Origin of the sequence: Oceanospirillum sp., assembly GCF_048265165.1 — a bacterium.
GTDB lineage: Bacteria > Pseudomonadota > Gammaproteobacteria > Pseudomonadales > Halomonadaceae > Oceanospirillum.
Genome location: NZ_JBLXCD010000006.1, coordinates 39,581 through 57,201 on the forward strand (window position 1 = coordinate 39,581; position 17,621 = coordinate 57,201).

At 50.9% G+C, this 17,621-nt stretch carries 17 protein-coding genes; 3 read left to right on the forward strand and 14 right to left on the reverse strand.

All coding sequences use genetic code 11. The features are described 5' to 3' along the window. Window positions 1–113: 113 nt before the first annotated feature. Window positions 114–743 (forward strand): LysE/ArgO family amino acid transporter, encoded by a 630-nt coding sequence (locus tag ACN0R8_RS12155; RefSeq protein ID WP_417597773.1) that lies wholly within the window; start codon window positions 114–116, stop codon window positions 741–743. Between the two features lie 76 nt (window positions 744–819). Here the strand turns inward: ACN0R8_RS12155 and ACN0R8_RS12160 are convergent, their stop codons facing one another. From ACN0R8_RS12160 to metG, 11 genes are all read right to left on the reverse strand, one after another. Further along, window positions 820–1,563, reverse strand: a complete 744-nt coding sequence (locus ACN0R8_RS12160) for a hypothetical protein (protein ID WP_417597775.1) — start codon at window positions 1,561–1,563, stop codon at window positions 820–822. Between the two features lie 45 nt (window positions 1,564–1,608). Continuing rightward, window positions 1,609–2,232, reverse strand: a complete 624-nt coding sequence (locus tag ACN0R8_RS12165) for a hypothetical protein (RefSeq protein ID WP_417597777.1) — start codon at window positions 2,230–2,232, stop codon at window positions 1,609–1,611. A 3-nt stretch (window positions 2,233–2,235) separates the two neighbouring features. Continuing rightward, window positions 2,236–3,603: a DUF2252 family protein gene (locus ACN0R8_RS12170; protein WP_417597779.1), complete on the reverse strand. Its 1,368-nt coding sequence runs from the start codon at window positions 3,601–3,603 to the stop codon at window positions 2,236–2,238. A 181-nt stretch (window positions 3,604–3,784) separates the two neighbouring features. Further along, the gene (locus ACN0R8_RS12175; RefSeq protein WP_417597781.1) at window positions 3,785–4,318 is read right to left on the reverse strand and encodes a DUF1543 domain-containing protein; all 534 of its coding nucleotides are present in this window, start codon (window positions 4,316–4,318) and stop codon (window positions 3,785–3,787) included. Window positions 4,319–4,390: 72 nt separating this feature from the next. Then, window positions 4,391–5,101 (reverse strand): electron transport complex subunit E, encoded by a 711-nt coding sequence (locus tag ACN0R8_RS12180; protein WP_417597783.1) that lies wholly within the window; start codon window positions 5,099–5,101, stop codon window positions 4,391–4,393. A gap of 5 nt (window positions 5,102–5,106) precedes the next feature. Then, a complete protein-coding gene (gene rsxG / locus ACN0R8_RS12185) occupies window positions 5,107–5,847 on the reverse strand; it encodes an electron transport complex subunit RsxG (protein WP_417597785.1) in 741 nt (246 codons plus the stop codon). Window positions 5,848–5,856: 9 nt separating this feature from the next. Next, window positions 5,857–6,903, reverse strand: coding sequence for an electron transport complex subunit RsxD (gene rsxD / locus ACN0R8_RS12190; protein ID WP_417597787.1), 1,047 nt, complete (start codon window positions 6,901–6,903; stop codon window positions 5,857–5,859). Between the two features lie 5 nt (window positions 6,904–6,908). After that, window positions 6,909–9,557, reverse strand: coding sequence for an electron transport complex subunit RsxC (rsxC, locus tag ACN0R8_RS12195; protein ID WP_417597789.1), 2,649 nt, complete (start codon window positions 9,555–9,557; stop codon window positions 6,909–6,911). Continuing rightward, a complete protein-coding gene (gene rsxB / locus ACN0R8_RS12200) occupies window positions 9,557–10,183 on the reverse strand; it encodes an electron transport complex subunit RsxB (protein ID WP_417597791.1) in 627 nt (208 codons plus the stop codon). The genes rsxC and rsxB overlap by 1 nt, the downstream gene beginning before the upstream one ends. Window positions 10,184–10,267: 84 nt before the next feature. Beyond that, entirely contained in the window at window positions 10,268–10,849 is a 582-nt protein-coding gene (rsxA, locus tag ACN0R8_RS12205) for an electron transport complex subunit RsxA (protein ID WP_077242528.1), read from the reverse strand. A 281-nt stretch (window positions 10,850–11,130) separates the two neighbouring features. After that, complete coding sequence (metG, locus tag ACN0R8_RS12210) at window positions 11,131–13,164, reverse strand: methionine--tRNA ligase (RefSeq protein WP_417597793.1); 2,034 nt, start codon at window positions 13,162–13,164, stop codon at window positions 11,131–11,133. 380 nt (window positions 13,165–13,544) lie between these two features. Between metG and apbC the strand changes: the two genes are divergently transcribed. Next, on the forward strand, window positions 13,545–14,348 hold the full coding sequence (gene apbC, locus ACN0R8_RS12215; protein ID WP_417597796.1) for an iron-sulfur cluster carrier protein ApbC: 804 nt from the start codon (window positions 13,545–13,547) through the stop codon (window positions 14,346–14,348). Between the two features lie 127 nt (window positions 14,349–14,475). On the opposite strand, the gene ACN0R8_RS12220 is transcribed toward apbC, so the two are convergent. Further along, window positions 14,476–15,090 (reverse strand): flavin reductase family protein, encoded by a 615-nt coding sequence (locus tag ACN0R8_RS12220; RefSeq protein WP_417597798.1) that lies wholly within the window; start codon window positions 15,088–15,090, stop codon window positions 14,476–14,478. A 209-nt stretch (window positions 15,091–15,299) separates the two neighbouring features. Between ACN0R8_RS12220 and dcd the strand changes: the two genes are divergently transcribed. Beyond that, window positions 15,300–15,866 carry a dCTP deaminase gene (gene dcd / locus ACN0R8_RS12225; protein WP_417597800.1) on the forward strand — a complete coding sequence of 189 codons (567 nt, stop codon included), beginning with the start codon at window positions 15,300–15,302 and terminating at the stop codon, window positions 15,864–15,866. A gap of 121 nt (window positions 15,867–15,987) precedes the next feature. Here dcd and ACN0R8_RS12230 read toward each other — a convergent pair whose 3' ends face one another. Beyond that, a complete protein-coding gene (locus ACN0R8_RS12230; protein ID WP_417597802.1) occupies window positions 15,988–16,740 on the reverse strand; it encodes a substrate-binding periplasmic protein in 753 nt (250 codons plus the stop codon). 133 nt (window positions 16,741–16,873) lie between these two features. Then, window positions 16,874–17,599: a DUF3108 domain-containing protein gene (locus ACN0R8_RS12235; protein WP_417597804.1), complete on the reverse strand. Its 726-nt coding sequence runs from the start codon at window positions 17,597–17,599 to the stop codon at window positions 16,874–16,876. Window positions 17,600–17,621 lie beyond the last annotated feature (22 nt).

The window sequence follows — 17,621 nt, forward strand, 5'->3', positions numbered from 1 at the left end:
TTAGTTTTACTTAATTATGGTGTAGGGGCAAGATGCACTTCATTGGTGGTGGGCTCAGACGTGTCCGTGACAGACCGCCCAGAGTTATCCTGTTTATTATTGTGGAGTGTGTGATGAGTGCGGTAGCAAGTGTTTATCTATGGGCCCTGATTAAGGGATTGGGAACCAGTGCCGGTCTTATTATGGCGATCGGTGCGCAGAATGCTTTTGTCTTGACACAGGGGTTGAAGCGCCAGTACCACTGGCCGATTGCCGGTGTGTGTAGCTTTTTTGATGCGGTGCTAATTACTCTCGGTGTCGCCGGTATGGGTGCCCTGATTAGCCAGAATGAACTTTGGCTTAGTGCTGCCCGCTGGGGCGGCGCGGCCTTTCTGTTCTGGTACGGGTTTGGCGCGCTGCGCTCAGCATTAAAAGATCAGAGCCTTGAGGCAGATCGCCAAGGTGCAACCAGTCTGAAAAAGGCCCTGCTGACCACGCTTGCGGTGACCTTGCTGAATCCGCACGCTTACCTGGATACCGTGGTGTTGATCGGCAGTATCGGCGGCCAGTATCCGGAAGATGAGCGTTTCTGGTTTGCCTTTGGCGCAATCAGCTTCTCCTTTATCTGGTTCTTTGGTATCAGCCTTGGGGCACGCTGGCTGGCTCCCCTGTTTCAGAAACCGATCGCCTGGCGGGTGTTAGATGGCTTTGTTTGCCTTGTGATGTGGTCGATTGCAGCGAGCTTGGTGATTGCGGCGGTGTAAATGAAAACGCCCTTAAGGCTAACCTTAAGGGCGCTTCGAGGGGAATAGGGTAGGGGGCTAGCCCTGAGCAGCAGCTTTATGCTGAGCCACTCGATCTTTGATGACCTTTTGATAAGAGACGGTTAATCGTTTCTTTTTCTGCCTTAGTGCATCTATTTCGGATCTCGTTAAGCGTTCTAAAGCCGACGAGATAAGAGGCTTCGTTGGCTGTGAAGGCTGAGGTGTGGATGCCGAAGAGTTTTTGGATTGAGTCACTGTAGCGATCCTCCAGTAAACGAAGCTGTTTTTTAGGAGCCAGAAATTCTTTTGACCGACCTGCATTCACCAGCACGATTGTGCCCAGTACATTACCGCCACTGATCTGAATATAGTTTGCCAGTTCGGCTAATGTCCCACCCATATTGGTTACGTCATCAACCAGAACATAATTTTGACCGGGCTGGACTTGTCCTTCAAAGGAGGGGCGAGCGATCATTCTTTCCATAGGGTCAGCACCGGTGTGAAAAACACGTTCTTGCTGAACAATATCGTCTTCACTTGTACCTTCAAGTATCTCCGCACAAGTTAAGGATAACATCAGGGGTAAGGCGTTGTCGCCTGTGGCCTCTTGAGCGTAGGGCGCGACATACAGACAGCCCGGCGGAAATTGCCCCTGCAGATTGAGCAGAAAATCAAACGCCAGATCGTCGATCAGCTGAAAGGCAGAGTCAGCATCTCCAGCTTTTCCCTTCGGGTAAGCGGGGTGTTGTTTGATCGAGGAATCCTGTGTGAAGCAGTGAAAATGTCGGGCTGATTTTGGGAAGGGATAAACTCTGTCCATACCGAATCCTTGGTGTGGGTTTACGTCCTAGTGTAGCGGCTTTTTTTATGTATTAATCGACATTAAAGATCCCACTTCTTGACAGGATAAGGTCGTTTTTTGAGCTAGCTTTGCTGCAATAGTAAGAACTTGATTCATACAACCTTCCTGACAGATGCAATCTTTACATTCATCTCTTGCTTTGTTGTCCAAACAAGCAAATATGACATTGGTTGGCGTGGAATTTTTGAAGGCAGAGAATTTTTTATGTAATTGAGAGATAGGAAAGTTCATACACCTCTGAATTGCACGCATTGAATCATCCGCATCATATGATCCTTGATATCTTTTTGAGAAATTTTCTGTATTCAGATAAATGTCTTCAGCTAGGTAACCTGCTTTAGATATCAGAGCTTGTTTCCAAAAGAAGTTAAATTCCTCATCTTCACAATCGAAATGATCTGGATCGGCCAATCGCTTCATTCCAAAAGGACTTTCCACCCGGTCGGAGCTAAATTTTAGTCCTTGTGATTTTTGTAAGCGGTGCTCTTTCTCAGCTTCAAAGTCGACCCAAACGCTATCAAATTCAATTCCAAGAGTCAGGCTCATTACAGCATGTGCTGCTTCGTGAATGAGTTTGCACTGGTCTTCAGTTGAAAAACTTTCGATAAGAAACGGCTGATCCATCATTTATTACTCACCCAAATATAATCCCCGCAAATACCCGCAATCCTCTTTCACCTGTTCCGCATAACCTTCACAGGCGTTGATCAAGGCTTCGATCTGATCAGGAAGAACCTCCGACATCGTTTGTTCAAAGTGGGTGGAGCGGCGGTCGCCGCGACAGTGGGCGAGGGCGAGGGCTTGCCCGCAGGTGGCGGCGTATTGTTCAAAGCCGCCTTTGACGGCCTGTTCGCCAAAGACAATATCCTCAGGATCGATGCCTACACGGGCGTGGTGACGGGAGCGAATCAGCCAGTGGCCGTCCTGCCATTCGGCTTCATCCAGTACCAGATCCGGTTTACGCTGCATACGCTGTTGGCAATGCACCGTCAGGTGGGCAGGATTGAGGCGGTTAACGGCGCTCAATTCCGGGAAGTGATACAGAGGTGCGGCATGGCGCTGGCGCTTGATCTCCACCAGATGGCACAGTTCCAGATCATCCTCAGAGGTAAAGTCCTTTGGTCCTACCAGGCAGTAAAAGCGCCGCATATTAACTGAGCCGGTGCCTGCATTCAGGCGCTCGGTAATATCGAGGATGCTGTCATCCATATAGGGTTCAAAGTGATGAGTCAGTTCACGGGCTTCATCCGCTGATAGCGGCTTAAAGCGCTCGGGGCGATCGCGAAAGCGCATGGGTTGTTTGCTAAGATCCACCTCTTTTGCCAGTGAGCTTTTCTCCAGAAACTTCTTCCCGCCCCAGATACGCTTTTTCGCCTTCTTATAGGGGGCGTTCAGGATATGTTTCTTTTTAAAGCTGTCCAGAACCTGATTGCGGCTATCCGCGTCTTCGGCGCATTGCTGACAGGTTTCCCGATACTGTTCCAGAAATGCGGCCATCGCCGTGCGGCTCTGAGCAGTGCTTACCGCCTGATCATCATCCAGGGCTTCTTCTAAGGCGTAACATCCTGCCAGAGCACCTTCAGCAAAATCGACACAGAGGGCGAGACTGGTACAGAAACGCGCTAGATCCCATGCGGCATGGCCGGCACAGGCATCATCAAAATCATTAGGGGCAAAGATCACGCTTTCGCCATGGGCACCTTCTTCACTCAGAAAACCAAAGTTAGAGGTATGGCAGTCACCCATAATGGTGGTCAGCGGAGGCGTTAGCAGAGCTTCCGGCAGTTTCAGGTTGCCTTTAGCCAGATCGGCATAAAACAGCTGGGCGGAACCCCGCAGAAAGACAAAAGGGTTGCTGGCCATCTTGATATGCTTGGTACAACCGAGGGCGGGATCTTTGTGGTCAACCCGTTCCAGTTCCTGGTGGATCAGCTGTTGGCGTTCTATTTTGCTGTCTGTTGTTCTGGCTTGGGCTTTTTTATGTTGAGCGGCGGGCATCTTCGCTTCCTTGTCGATGTTTGACGGTGGCTTTAGGTAATCGTTGAAACATAATCTCTGGCGGGTTAGCCAGAACCTAAATAGTCTAACACTCTTTGGAAGCGGATAAAGGGGCACAAAAAAGGGAAGCGGTAAACGCAGAGTAGGCTATGAAAGAAGGAATGGGCTGGCGAAAGAAGCTTCAGCCGATTACCTCATAGCCAAACCAATCCGGGTGCAGAGGCTTAACCGGTTTATCGGTAGCCGTCAGCTGAATATGCCAGTTTTCCAGCAGGGAGACCAGTAGGCAGTTATCCACATCATGCAGGTTATCTTTGTGCTGATGGCTTGCGGTGGTCAGCAGATGACGTTTTGCCATCTGCTTCGCCTCTTCATCGTTGCGGCAGGCAAAGAGGCCGAAGGCGTGTTGTTCTGCCATCTGATCCGGCTGATAACCGCCCAGATTAACGAAGTAGAGCTTGAGTACGGTCTGAACTGAAGGCTGAACCGGCTCGGCAGAAAGGGAGACCTGATAGCTGCGGCCATCGGCACCGGGCACGGTATCCACGATATGGTAGCTGTCCAGATGCAGGTTGTTTTTGTGGCCATACCACTGCTGAATCAGAGCCGGATAGGTATCTTCGATACGTTCGCCCACCACAAAGCGCAGATCATGTACTTCGATATGACACTGGCCGGCGTGACCACCCAGATAAACCATAAACAACTGTGGCATCGGCTTCCCTCATTCGCTACTATTCGTACTTTTAACCCGTACTTTAAGTCTGTACATTTTAACCTGTATTTTTTAACCAGTAACCCGCACGCGTCGGTCAACGGTTGGCTTGGGCTCATCCACTTTGTTGCGTTCGGCACGGGCTTTCAGGTGGCCATCGACAATGTTCTTCAGGGCGATCAGTAAGCCCATACCAACAAAAGCACCCGGTGGCAGAATGGCGAACAGGAAGCTGTAATCTTCAAAGACCACAATCTTCCAGTTGGCCGCCATAGGGCCAAACAGCAGCTGCATATTTTCAAACAGGGTGCCCTGACCGATCAGCTCACGCATACCGCCCAGCAGAACCAGTACCAGAGTGAAGCCGATACCCATCATAAGGCCATCGGTTGCTGCAGGTATCACTGGGTTTTTACTGGCGAAAGCATCAGCCCGGCCCAGAATCACACAGTTGGTGACGATCAGCGGGATAAAGATACCCAGAATCAGATACAGTTCATAAGTGAAAGCCTGCATCAAAAGCTCGGCACAGGTCACAAAGGAGGCGATGATCATGACAAAAGCGGGCAGGCGTACCTGTTCTGGCACATAATTACGGATCATGGAGACTGAAAGGTTAGAACCCACCAACACCAGAATGGTGGCGATACCTAGGCCCAAAGCGTTTACCACGGAACCGGTGACCGCCAGCAGCGGGCAAAGCCCCAGTAGCTGAACCAGGGCTGGGTTGTTATTCCAGAGACCGTCGGCGGTGATCTCCTGATAGCTTTTTGTAGCGCTCATAATACTTACTCGCTGACGTTTGATGGTTGCTTAGGCGCATCCCGCAAGATTTCACTGTTGGCCGGAGTGGTTTCCAGCAAACGCTCTTTATGTTTGTCAAAGTATTCCAGTACCGCACGGGTCTGACTGACAACTGCACGGGGTGTAATGGTGGCACCGGTAAACTGATCGATCTGACCGCCATCTTTCTTTACTTTCCAGTCTTCAGGGCTGGGATTTTCCAGTGATAAGCCGGTAAAGCCCAGAATCCAGTCGGATTTAGCGATCTCAACTTTGTCACCCAGTCCCGGTGTTTCTTTGTGGTTCAGCACGCGCACACCGGCCAGCTCGCCGTTGCGTTTAACACCCACCAACATATCGATAGTGCCGCTATAGCCGTTGGGGTTGGATACCGGAAACAGCAGCGCCACGGTTGCACCGGCTTTGCGGCCAACATAGATCTGTAGTGGCTCCTTGTTGCCCAGAATCGGGCTGGGTGCCAGTGTCAGGGTGTCGCTTAGCAGATCATTATCAATCTGGTCGGCTGGGAGAATCTCATACAGACTGCGGGTCTGAGACTGACGGATATTCTCAGCAATGCTTTTCTGAGTGCTGACCTGTGTGACTGCGATAACTCCGGCAGTAATGATGGCAAAGATACCCAGACCGATACTGCTGCGAATCACCGACTGCAGCAGAGTGGTTTCTGTTGCGGGCTCTTCATTTTGAGCGTCTGATTTCTGAGGTTCAGGTGCTTTCTGTGGCATGCGATATCCTTACTTCTCGTTCTTAATGCCTTTGCGCGCTTTGTTATGACCAAAGCTGCGGGGCTGGGTGTAGTAGTCGATAAAAGGTGCGGCAAAATTCATCAGTAGAACCGAGAACGCCACAGCATCCGGGTAGTTACCCCAGGTGCGGATCACATAGACCAACACGCCAATACCGATACCAAACCAGATTTTACCCTTGTTACTGGTGGCAGCGGTAACCGGGTCTGTTGCAATAAAGAAAGCACCAAACATGGCGGCACCGGAGAACAGGTGCACCATAGGCGAAGCGTAGTTGCTGGCATCGGTGCCGTAGAACAGCAGCGACAGCACAAACAGGGTGCCCAGCATTGCAACTGGGGTATGCCAGGTGAAAATACGTTTCCAGAGCAGATACAAACCACCCACCATAAAGGCGACCGATACGGTTGCCCAGGCAGACCAGATTTTTTCCGGCTGGAAACCGTTCTGCTGCCAGTATTCATCGGCCATCAAGGTGCCTTTGTGCTTAAAGCCATCCAGTGGGGTTGCCATGGTAAAGGCATCAGGAACATTGACGGCACCGCCAAAGACAGCGGATAGGCTTTGGCTCAGGGAGACACTGTTATCCAGCAAGGCTGTCGGTGTTACCCATTGGGTCATCTCAACCGGAAAGGAGATCAGCAGCAGGGCATAAGCGGCCATTGCAGGGTTAAAGGGGTTATTACCCAGACCTCCGTACAGCTGTTTGGCGATCACAATCGCCACAAAGGTGCCGGTTACCACCAGCCACCAGGGAGCCAGTGGCGGCAGGGCGATGCCGAGCAGCACACAGGTCAGCAGGGCGCTGTTGTCTTTCAGGGCCGGTAGAGGGTTGCGGCGACGCATCTTAAGAATGACCGCTTCAAACAGGAGGCCGGACACCGAGGCGATCAGCACGTTGATAATGGAACCCCAGCCAAACAGCCAGGTCAGTGCCACAAGCCCCGGTAGGGTCGCCAGAATAACGGTCTGCATCACCTTGCCGGTACTTAGCGGGCGGTGCAGGTGGGGGGATGAAACCCGGATAAATGCCATAATCTTTACACCTCGTTTCCGGCAGACTGGGTTAACTGTTCAAGCTTTTGTGCTGCATCGGAATACTTTGTTTTACAACGTTCAACCACCGCTTGCTGATCGCTGATCGCCTGAGCATCACCTAAGGCTTCGGCTTCTGCCAGTACCTTTTCCGCTTTTTTCAGCGCGGTTTTGGTGGCTGCTGCGATAATTTTTGCTTGCTTCAGCGCCTTTTCCTGAGCGTCAGCTGCATTGTCGGTAGAAGCCGTTGGCTGGGATTTTGCTTTCGGTGCTTCAGTAGCCGTATTTTGCAGAGCGGACAATTTATCCGCTGCCTGCTGTGCTTTCTCTTTCACGGTATTGAGCTTGGTTTCACAGGTGGTGATCTGCGCCGCGTCACCGGATTCCTGTGCTGCGGCCAGCTCTTTCTCCGCCTTTTTGATGGCGGCTTTGCTGCCCGCAGCGGCGATTTTGGCCTGTTTCAGGTTTTTTTCCTGGCCTGTATTTGGGGCTGATGCCGGTGCCTGAGCTGTCGATGATGTTGTCGCTTCCTGCAGGGCTGTTAGCTTTTCAGCAGCTTTTTTCGCATTAGCTTTAGCGGTCTCGATGGCTGCTTCTTTAGTCGCAATCTCATCGGTGTCGCCTTGTCCCTGTGCGTGTATCAGTGCTTTTTCAGCTTTCTTAATGGCAGCTTTACTGGCTGCCGCAGCGATCTTAGCCTGCTTCAGCGCTTTTTCCTGTTCTCCGCTTTGTTCTGCAGGAGCTGTTGTCGCCGGAGCAGATGCGATCCCCAGTTGTTGCTCGATATGAGCGACTTTTTCCTGCGCGGCTTTCAGATTGGCTTCCAGTTTTACTTTGTCATCTTCGGAAGCTTCAGCCAGCGCTTTTTCTGCTTTCTTCAGGGCAACGCTGGCGGCAGCCCGCTGGATTTTCAGCTTTTTCAGGGCGGCTTCATCCAGACCGTTGGGGTTGGTGGCCGGTGCGGCAGCCGGTGCAGCTGTACCTGCAGAGGCTCCACCGCTGAGCTGGGCATCAATAGATGCGACCTTATCCTGTGCGGTTTTCAGATCGGCTTCCAGTTTGCTGCGGTTGTCGTCCGTCGCCTCAGCCAGTGCTTTTTCTGTTTTCTTCAGGGCGACACTTGCGGCGGCGCGCTGAATCTTAAGCTTCTTAGCCGCTGCTTCATCCAGGCCATTCGCTGCCGGGGCCGGTGTGGGTGGCGCGGTAGATGCTGTTTTAGCCGCTGCAGCTGCCATACGGGCGTTACGGGCGGCGATCTTCTCGGCTTCTTCCCGTTCCAGTCGGGCCTGACGCTGTTCAAAGCGGATCTTGGCGCGCTCTGCTTTTTTCGCTTCTTCCTGCTCGTTGCGGATCTCGGTTTTGGCAAAGCGGTAGTACTGTACCAGTGGAATACTGCTGGGGCAGACATAGGCGCAGGCCCCGCATTCGATGCAGTCGAACAGGTTGAATAGTTGCGCTTTTTCAAACTCTTCAGCTTTGGCAAACCAGTGCAGCTGTTGCGGCAGCAGCTCAGCAGGGCAGGCCTGTTCGCACATGCCGCAGCGGATGCAGGGGCTTTCCGGTTCCGGGTCAGGGAACTCCTGATGGGTCGGAGCCAGCAGGCAGTTGGTAGTTTTTACTACGGGTAGCTGATCACCGGTCAGGGTAAAGCCCATCATAGGGCCGCCCATCACCAGACGGCTGGCAAGAGAGGCATTGAATCCGGCGTAGTCGAGCAGCTCACGGATCGGTGTCCCCAGTCGTACTTCCAGATTCTGGCGGCGGGTCATGGCGTTGCCGGTCAGGGTGGTGATACGGCTGATCAGTGGCTCGCCAAGGGTTACAGCTTTAGCGATGGCGATGGCGGTGCCGACGTTCTGACATACCACGCCGATATCGGCAGGCAGACCACCGGAAGGTACTTCACGACCGGTCAAAATCTGGATTAGCTGTTTTTCCCCGCCAGAGGGGTATTTTGTCGGGATGACAACAACATCAATATGGGTGCCCTGAGTTGCCGCTTGCAGGGCTTTAATCGCGTCCGGTTTGTTATCTTCGATACCGATCAGGCAGCTACTGGGGTCAACCAGTTTACAAAGAATCTGGGCTCCCAGTACTAGCTGCTGCGGATAAGTTCGCATCGCCATATCATCGGCAGTGATATAGGGCTCACATTCTGCGGCGTTGATTACCAGAGTATCGATGGCATGACGTTCGCGGGTGCGGGCCTTTACTGCCGTCGGGAAACCTGCTCCCCCCATGCCCACAATTCCAGCCCTGGCAATGGCATTCAGCAGGGTATCAGTATCAGCATTCTGCCAGTCACTGATCGGCTCAAGCATTGCCCACTCATCTTTACCATCGGACTCGATGGTGATGCAGAGGTCGTCCATACCAGAGGGGTGAGGAATCGGGTGTTCGCCGATGGCAGTGACGGTGCCTGAGATGGAGGCGTGGATATTGGCACTGATCAAACCATCTGCACGGGCGATCAGCTGGCCGGTTTTAACACGCTCGCCCACGCTGACAACAGGTTCCGCCGGTGCGCCAATATGCTGTTGCAGTGGCAGAATAACTCTTTGTGGCAGAGGGGCCTGAACCAGGGGCTGTTGTACCGATTGTTGCTTGTTCTCTTCCGGGTGAATACCACCATGGAAATCCCAAAGTGTACGCATCAGGCGGTTCCTCCGGTGACAGAGGTGTCGGAACTGGTGGCAAAAACCTGATCTTCAAAGCGGGCATTAGGGCCCTGAGGGCGATTCCAGCCCCAATTTTTTACGGTGGTTTCAACAGGTAGCATATCGATACAGTCTACAGGGCAAGGCTCAACGCACAGGTCGCAGCCGGTGCATTCGGATTCAATAACGGTATGCATTAGTTTGGTGGCACCGACGATGGCATCCACCGGGCAGGCCATAATACATTTTGTGCAGCCAATACACTCATCTTCTCGGATATAGGCGACTTTTTTTACACCTATGGTATCCGGGTCCGCATCCAGAGGCATAGGATCGCGGCCGAGCAGGTCGGCCAAGGCTTCCATGGTGCTTTCGCCACCCGGCGGGCATTTGTTGATATCTTCACCATTGGCGATCGCTTCGGCGTAGGGGTGGCAGCCAGGATGACCACACTGACCACATTGAGTTTGTGGCAGTAGGTTGTCGATCTGATCAACAATAGGGTTGCCTTCGACTTTGAAGCGGATCGAGGCGTAACCCAGCATGGCACCGAACAGGGCTGCAAGGGTCAGCAGTCCGATTACGGCAGCTAAAACAGGATGTTGTGAAAGAAGCTCAGTCATCTGTTTGTCCGGTCATAACGATTATCTGATGGTGCGGTTTGAAAGCGTTTTATTGGGTAATGATGCTGCTGGATTAAATGGCGTTTAAAGCTGAACCAGTCCACTAAAACCCAGGAAAGCCAGAGACATCAGGCCAGCGGTCACCATGGCAATTGATGACCCCTGAAACGGTGCAGGAACATCGGCCACTGCAATACGCTCGCGCATGGCTGCAAAAAGAACCAAAACCAGAGAGAAGCCAACAGAGGCACCAAATCCATAAATTGTCGCTTCAACAAAACCGCTATTGCGATTCAGGCTGAGAAGGGCGACACCCAATACAGCGCAGTTGGTGGTGATCAGTGGCAGAAAGATACCTAAAACCCGGTAGAGTAGAGGGCTGGTTTTACGCACCACCATCTCGGTGAACTGCACAACCACGGCAATCATCATAATAAAAGCGATGGTTTTCAGGTATTCGATGCCCAGAGGCTCTAAAACAAAGTGATAAACCAGATAGCTGCTGGAGGATGATAAGGTCAGTACAAAGGTGGTAGCCAGAGACATGCCCATGGCCGACTCCAGCTTGTTGGATACGCCCATAAAAGGACAAAGCCCTAGGAACTGAACCAGGACAAAGTTATTTACCAGAATGGTACTGATCAGAAGCAGAATGTATTCAGTCATCGCCTATCTTCGTCAAAGGTTTGGGGTTAATCTCAGGTAATATTATATGGTGTTTTATGCATATTACGCTGACACGAATCAGCCCCAGGGTAAACGGACGGATCTTAGCTTAAAGCGGCACTATTATCTTTTTTTATGTTATTACCTACAAGAAAAAAGGCAGTGTTTGTTAGAGGATTTAGTTATATGTAAATGATGCATATTCCCAATGGCAGATAAAAAAACAGAGGCCTATGCCCCTGTTTTTTATAATGATTTATAGACAGGAAGTCAGCAGGTCTTTATTTGACCCGCATGCCATTCTCAGCGCCTTTATCCGGTGTCAGCAGGAAAATATCTTCACCACCGGGGCCTGCCGCCATCACCATACCTTCGGATAGACCGAAGCGCATCTTACGGGGTTTCAGGTTGGCTACCATGACTGTCTGGCGGCCGACCAGATCTTCCGGGTTATAGGCAGACTTAATACCGGCAAAGACGTTGCGGGTTTCACCGCCCAGATCCAGTGTCAGCTGGATCAATTTGTCAGCACCTTTAACATGATCTGCTGCAACGATGGTCACAACGCGAAGATCTAGCTTGGCGAAATCATCAAACTCAATTTCGTCACTGATCGGATCTTCTGCCAGAGGGCCTGTTGGCTGCTCTTTCAGTTTCTGCTCCTCCGCCAGTACCTCTTTGGAGGCTTCGATCATGGCATCGATCTTGTCGCTTTCAACACGAGTCATCAGAGGCTTGAATTTGTTGATCTCGTGGCCCAGCAGCAATTCCTTACGGGCATCCCAGTTCAGGTTATCCAGATTCAGGAAGGCGGCAGCCTGTTGGCTCATGACCGGTAGTACCGGTGCCAGATAGGTGATCAGTTGGCGGAACAGGTTGATACCTACCGAACAGATATCCAGTACTTCCTGCTCTTTGCCCTCTTCCTTGGCCAGAGACCAGGGGGCTTTATCAGCGATATAAGCGTTAGCCGTATCGGCCAGCTCCATGATCAGGCGGATAGCACGGCCAAAGTCACGGTTTTCGTAGTGTTCAGCGATCTGATTACCTACTGCAACCGCTTCGTCCAGCATCGCTTGTTCGGCACAGGTATCAGACAGCTTGCCACCGGACTTCTTCACGAAGCCTGCACAGCGGCTGGCGATGTTAACCACTTTGCCGATCAGGTCCGAGTTCACGCGGGCGGTGAAATCCTCAAAGTTCAGATCCAGATCTTCCGGGCGGCTGGTCAGCTTGGCGGCAAAGTAGTAACGCAGGTATTCCGGGTTAAGGAACTCTGCGAAGGTTTGCGCCTTAATAAAGGTGCCACGGGATTTGGACATCTTCTGACCGTTAACGGTCAAAAAACCGTGGGCGTTAACCGCTGTTGGCTTGCGGAAATCCGCACCCTCCAGCATGGCAGGCCAGAACAGAGCGTGGAAGTTGATAATGTCTTTACCGATAAAATGGTATAGCTCAGCATCGGAATCTTTGTTCCAGTAGTCATCAAACTCCAGATCGTCACGGCGGGCGCACAGGTTTTTGAAACTCGCCATGTAACCGATCGGTGCGTCCAGCCAAACGTAGAAGTATTTGCCCGGTGCATCAGGAATCTCAAAGCCGAAGTAAGGCGCATCCCGGCTGATATCCCATTCATGCAGGCCTGCTTCTAACCACTCTTTCAGTTTATTGGCAATCTGTTCATGCAGTGTTCCACTCTGGGTCCACTCGGTGAGCATGTCCTGGAAATCCTGCAGCTTGAAGAAGTAGTGCTCGGAGTCTTTTTCAACCGGTGTTGCTCCGGAGATGGCCGACTTAGGGCTGATCAGCTCAGCCGGTGTATAGGTCGCACCGCAGGCTTCGCAGTTATCACCGTACTGATCCTCAGTTTTACATTTCGGGCAGGTACCCTTGATAAAGCGGTCGGCTAAGAACAAACCTTTTTCAGGGTCGAACATCTGCGTAATGCTGCGGGTGGCGATATGACCCGCATCACGCAGGCGTTTGTAGATCAGCTCAGAGAACTCACGGTTTTCTTCAGAGTGGGTAGAGTAGTAGTTGTCGAAGTTCACCAGAAAACGGTCAAAGTCTGCACGGTGTTCGGCGTTAACTTTGTCGATCAGCTGTTGAGAGGTGATACCTTCCTGCTCAGCGCGCAGCATAATAGCGGTACCGTGTGCGTCATCGGCACAAACATAGGAACACATGTGGCCACGTTGTTTCTGAAAACGAACCCAGATATCAGTCTGGATATATTCCAGCAGGTGTCCCAGGTGAATGGAGCCGTTGGCATAAGGAAGTGCGCTGGTCACTAGGATTTTACGAGCTGATGACATGGTGTCTCTTTACGCTTCTGAGTTGAACGGATTGGGCTGCTTCTGTGTTTCTGTTTCATTGCGACTGATGCCTGAAAGATTCAGGCTCAGCCACGTTGAGCAACCGGTGAAAAAAGTAATCCGCTAACTATAGCGACTGAGCGGATTTTTTTCATCTCTGTATTACCTTTTGGGGCCGAAAATCAGGTGAACTGTTTTTCATCATATAAAATAGGGTTTATTAACCAAGTTCTTTACTGGGTTATTGCCTGTGGTAAGCTAGCCTGAATTTTAAAACGAAGTTCTAACGCCTTGTTTTTGGCAGGTGTTTGCGATGTTGAGCCTGAGTGCCGTGTCATTGCTTCAGGCATATTCATATAGAGATTCAGACAGAGGTCGTTATGCTGGAAGATGTAAAAAAAATTGTTGCGGTGGCGTCCGGTAAGGGCGGTGTCGGTAAATCCACGGTTACCGCTAATCTGGCGCTGGCGATGGCGGCTAAAGGTTTTAAAGTGGGACTTTTGGATGCCGATGTTTATGGTCCGAGTCAGGCACTGATGCTGGGTGTGGCGGATGGAGTTCGTCCTCAGACCACCAGTGGCAATAACTTTGGTCCTATTGAGGCCCTGGGGCTTTATACTATGTCGATGGCTTATCTGGTGACCGAGAAAACGCCTATGGTTTGGCGGGGCCCTATGGTCAGTGGTGCCTTCCAGCAGATGCTGACGCAAACTGACTGGCCGGAACTGGATTATCTGTTTATCGATATGCCGCCGGGTACCGGTGATATCCAGCTGACACTGGCGCAAAAGGTGCAAGTCAGTGGTGCGGTAATTGTGACTACGCCTCAGGATATTGCTTTGCTGGACGCGAAGAAAGGCGTTGAGATGTTCCGCAAGGTGAAAATCCCTGTGCTGGGTGTGGTGGAAAATATGAGTCTGCATACCTGTAGCGAATGTGGTCATACGGAGCCGGTCTTCGGTGAGGGTGGCGGTGAACGTATCGCGAAAGAGTACGATACGGTTCTTTTGGGGCAGTTGCCGCTAACATCGACCATTCGTGAGCAGGCCGATGGCGGTAAGCCATCGGTTGTTGCTGAGCCGGATGGTCAGATTGCAGGCTTTTTCTCGGAGATCGCTGATAATGTCATCGCTCAGTTGGCAGAAGCGGAACAGGACGTACCGACCATTACTTTTGGTGATTGATCTCACTCACTGAGGCTCTGATCCTTAGTGACAAAAGAGAAACGGGGTAGCCGAAGTCGATTCAGCTGCCCCGTTTTTTTATTTGTTGTTTGTGGCAAGGAGCTTTAATAGCTGTGCTGCTTACTTTTTAAGTCGGACGATTCAGTTTAAAGACTTCCCCTAAGCTTGCGTATTCACCGCCGCCCAGCCTTGCTAGCGGCTGCATTTTAGCCGCGTCTACCCTGGTACGACCTTTTTCATCCTGCTCTACCAGGTCATCCCGGACATACAGCGCTTTGACCTCACAGTAGAAGATCGCCTGTTTGTTGGGGCCGACTTCGTGCAGATCCGTTAGCTCCGCCAGCATGGCGACCGGTGCCTTCTCAAGCCGGGGCAGATCCCAGCCCGGTTCATTCACCAGCGGGTGCTGGATTTTATAAAGCTCAGAATCACCATAGTCCAGGGTGCGGGCGGTTTCGGTAACTTCTTCTGCCTGATCGACTGAAGGAATGTGGATAACCAGTTGCTTGCTTTGACCTAAGTTGTGTCGGGTATCCTTGGGTGAGCCGTCTGGCTTTTTACCGGCGGAAAACATGACCAGAGGTGGGTTGCTGCAGATAGCGTTAAAGAAAGAGAAAGGAGCCAGATTGTAGCCGGAAGTCTCGTTGGCGGTGAGCACCCAGGCGACCGGACGGGGAATAATAGTTTGTGTCATCAGATGATAAGCCTGATTCGGGCTTAAAGTGTCGAAATCGATATGCATGGTAGATCCTTGGTATCGCAATGAACGTGAGTATTTAAACAGGACTTTTTAATTTCTGCTGGGCTAAGGCAGTTTGCACTCTGCGTGCTCTGGCCGCTAGAGTACAGATTATTATCCTGATACAGGTTGTCTGATAAACGGTGCTTTTGCATTGCGAATCAACCCTGTATCATTTAATTGCTTTTTTAAATCTAACACGTAGGAAATTTATGGCCATTAAGTCTGATAAGTGGATTCGCCGTATGGCGGAGTCTGACGCTATGATTGAGCCGTTTGAGTCTGAGCAGGTACGTTACGTTGATGGTCAGCGTGTGATCTCCTTCGGTACATCCAGCTATGGTTATGATGTCCGTTGTGCTAATGAGTTTAAGGTGTTTACGAATATCCACTCGGCAACGGTTGACCCGAAAAATTTCGATGAGAACAGCTTTGTCGATATTAAAAGTGATGTCTGTGTTATTCCACCTAACTCTTTCGCGTTAGCGCGGACGGTTGAGTATTTCCGTATTCCCCGGAATGTACTGACTGTTTGTCTGGGTAAGTCCACCTATGCCCGCTGTGGCATTATTGTTAACGTGACACCGCTTGAGCCTGAGTGGGAAGGTCATGTAACTTTGGAGTTTTCCAATACAACGAATCTCCCTGCAAAGATCTATGCCAATGAAGGTGTGGCTCAGATGCTGTTCTTTGAGTCTGATGAGGTTTGTGAGACTTCATATAAGGATCGCGGAGGCAAGTATCAGGGGCAGGTGGGCGTGACACTGCCCAAGACTTGATGGCGGTTTTGATAGGTATGGTATGAAAGCATCCGGTTTGGGTGCTTTTTTTTGGTCTTTTTGAGGGTTTTTTCAGCGCTTTGCCTGCTACTTAGCGGAGATTTATAGCGCTCTTTGGGGCTTATTCTGAATTCTGGTAATACTTCTGCTGCATGGCACTACGAAAACCGCTTGCGAGAATCTGTCGGATTGCTTCTGAGAAGCGCTGACTGCTTTTCCCCCAGTTGCTTTTTTTAGAGAAGCCAATGTACAGCGGCGTATTGCCCTCTGGGTTATAGGGCGCTTTGACCAGCTCCTGATGCCAGTCACTGCGGGCCAGTTCAAAGTCTGCCTGGCAGTCAGTGCCTATGTAGCTGTCAATTCTGCCCAAAGCTAATAGCGGTAAAAGTACGCTTTCCTGGGTCAGCTGAGTTTTCTGTAATCTGTTGTTTTGGTCAAATTCAGGGTAGTAAGCGGAGCCCCTGACCATGCCAATATTAAGTTGGTTAAGCTGCACCTGATTCTGTAGGCGCTTTTCTTCGCCTCGGCGGACATAGAAGCGGGTTGAGCAGGTAAAATAGGCAGGCTTGATATAGTGAATGTACTGTTCTCGATCCTGTTGCCATGCGAGCCCGCTCATGGCGTCAATATCGCCGGTTTTTATCAGATCAAGGCAACGCTTCCAGGGGCAGTGGATATACTGGATCTTAATATCCAGTTTTTTACTGAGCTGCTGCCAGAGGTCGTTATCAATACCGGTTACCTGATGTTCTTTGATAAAGCGAAAGGGCTGCCAGTTGTCTGCCCCTATTCGGAGCGTCTCTGCGGTTACCTGGGTCGAGGTGCTGACCAGTAATGCCAGTATGAGACTGTTCAATAAGTGTCGGATGGTCATCAGTATCTTTCAGTATCTGGCGGGGTGTTCTGCCTTAAACTGGGTTCTGCTCATGTGGCTGTTATTATTTGGTCATAAGGATATGCCATAACGATAGCTGGGGGCTAGCCTGGGCATTAAAATTAACAGCCAGTTAAAAACCTTTTACCTTTTCTCCAGCAAGCATAGCTTTTACCAAAATGACGGGTTCTTCTTTGTCTTTCCGGCGTACAGGTTCAATTCTGAGTAGTAGGTTATCCCAGTCCTTAGCCAGCCAGACCAGGTGCTCAACATCCATTTTCGAGTGTCGCAGGCTTTCCAGCTTAATTGTGTTGAGCTTTCCCATCGGTGTTTGCAGGATTTCTTCGCCAACAACCCGAAAGGTGAAGTATTTGATTTTTCCGCCATCAGCTACCGGATACTGAAATTGCTTTTGTTTCGGGTTCTCCAGCAGGTTGTAACGTAGTTTAAGCTGGTAACTGAGCAGATCCTGGGTGCCTGGTGGTATATCCATTTTCCAGGGTTTGTTATCGATATCGTTGGTCACCCGGTGCTGATCCCAGTGAAAAATGACCTGCTGTTCCTTAGTCTTACCAAAAACACGCTGATAGCGGCGATAAAGCAGAGGTTTGAATTCGGTATCCGGGTCGAGAAGGAACGTGCTGGTTTGTTGAATGCGTGCAAACCAGTTCTGAGCACGAAAATCGAGTACCCATTCGCCATTACTGTTCTGAGACAGGGCGCGTTCAGCTTCAACATCAATGTTAAAACCGAGTTTATAGGTAGTTTTATATGTAGCCTGATAAGGCGTTAGGGGAGGAAGCGCGAAGCTGGGAACTGCCAATAGCCCTAGGGTTAAAAGTAGTATCCATTTCAGCATTGCACGCCTCCTTTGTGGGTCA

Coding starts and splice junctions, on each gene's coding strand:
- rsxD (WP_417597787.1), bottom strand. CDS start 6,903: ATGGCATTTATCCGGGTTTCATCCCCCCACCTGCACCGCCCGCTAAGT.
- ACN0R8_RS12230 (WP_417597802.1), bottom strand. CDS start 16,740: ATGACCATCCGACACTTATTGAACAGTCTCATACTGGCATTACTGGTC.
- ACN0R8_RS12170 (WP_417597779.1), bottom strand. CDS start 3,603: ATGCCCGCCGCTCAACATAAAAAAGCCCAAGCCAGAACAACAGACAGC.
- ACN0R8_RS12235 (WP_417597804.1), bottom strand. CDS start 17,599: ATGCTGAAATGGATACTACTTTTAACCCTAGGGCTATTGGCAGTTCCC.
- rsxA (WP_077242528.1), bottom strand. CDS start 10,849: ATGACTGAATACATTCTGCTTCTGATCAGTACCATTCTGGTAAATAAC.
- rsxC (WP_417597789.1), bottom strand. CDS start 9,557: ATGCGTACACTTTGGGATTTCCATGGTGGTATTCACCCGGAAGAGAAC.
- rsxG (WP_417597785.1), bottom strand. CDS start 5,847: ATGCCACAGAAAGCACCTGAACCTCAGAAATCAGACGCTCAAAATGAA.
- apbC (WP_417597796.1), top strand. CDS start 13,545: ATGCTGGAAGATGTAAAAAAAATTGTTGCGGTGGCGTCCGGTAAGGGC.
- dcd (WP_417597800.1), top strand. CDS start 15,300: ATGGCCATTAAGTCTGATAAGTGGATTCGCCGTATGGCGGAGTCTGAC.
- ACN0R8_RS12175 (WP_417597781.1), bottom strand. CDS start 4,318: ATGCCACAGTTGTTTATGGTTTATCTGGGTGGTCACGCCGGCCAGTGT.
- ACN0R8_RS12220 (WP_417597798.1), bottom strand. CDS start 15,090: ATGCATATCGATTTCGACACTTTAAGCCCGAATCAGGCTTATCATCTG.
- ACN0R8_RS12165 (WP_417597777.1), bottom strand. CDS start 2,232: ATGATGGATCAGCCGTTTCTTATCGAAAGTTTTTCAACTGAAGACCAG.
- rsxB (WP_417597791.1), bottom strand. CDS start 10,183: ATGACTGAGCTTCTTTCACAACATCCTGTTTTAGCTGCCGTAATCGGA.
- ACN0R8_RS12155 (WP_417597773.1), top strand. CDS start 114: ATGAGTGCGGTAGCAAGTGTTTATCTATGGGCCCTGATTAAGGGATTG.
- ACN0R8_RS12160 (WP_417597775.1), bottom strand. CDS start 1,563: ATGGACAGAGTTTATCCCTTCCCAAAATCAGCCCGACATTTTCACTGC.
- metG (WP_417597793.1), bottom strand. CDS start 13,164: ATGTCATCAGCTCGTAAAATCCTAGTGACCAGCGCACTTCCTTATGCC.
- ACN0R8_RS12180 (WP_417597783.1), bottom strand. CDS start 5,101: ATGAGCGCTACAAAAAGCTATCAGGAGATCACCGCCGACGGTCTCTGG.